Here is a 257-nt window from a genome sequence, read left to right on the forward strand (position 1 = left end):
GTGCGCATTCTGCTGCTGACCCTGTGCAACGTGTGCCCGGGCTTTATCCGCATGGCGGCCACGATGTACTACGTGACCTGGGTTATGGGCCAGAGTACCCATTTCGCCACGCTGTTTATCAGCCTGGGCGTGGTTGGCATGATGCTCGGCAGTATGCTGGCGAAAGTCCTCACCGACCGCTGGTGTAAGCTGAAAGTGTTCTTCTGGACCAACATCGTGCTGGCGATTTTCTCCTGCGCCTTCTACTTCTTCGATCC

1 protein-coding gene is annotated in these 257 nt (G+C 56.8%); it reads left to right on the forward strand.

Annotation, left to right across the window (positions count from 1 at the left end):
- On the forward strand, positions 1–257 hold a 257-nt coding region (locus ACPYOI_RS36490; protein ID WP_481424232.1), incomplete at both ends, for an MFS transporter.

Source organism: Rhizobium sp. SVR5-2C, assembly GCF_056755115.1.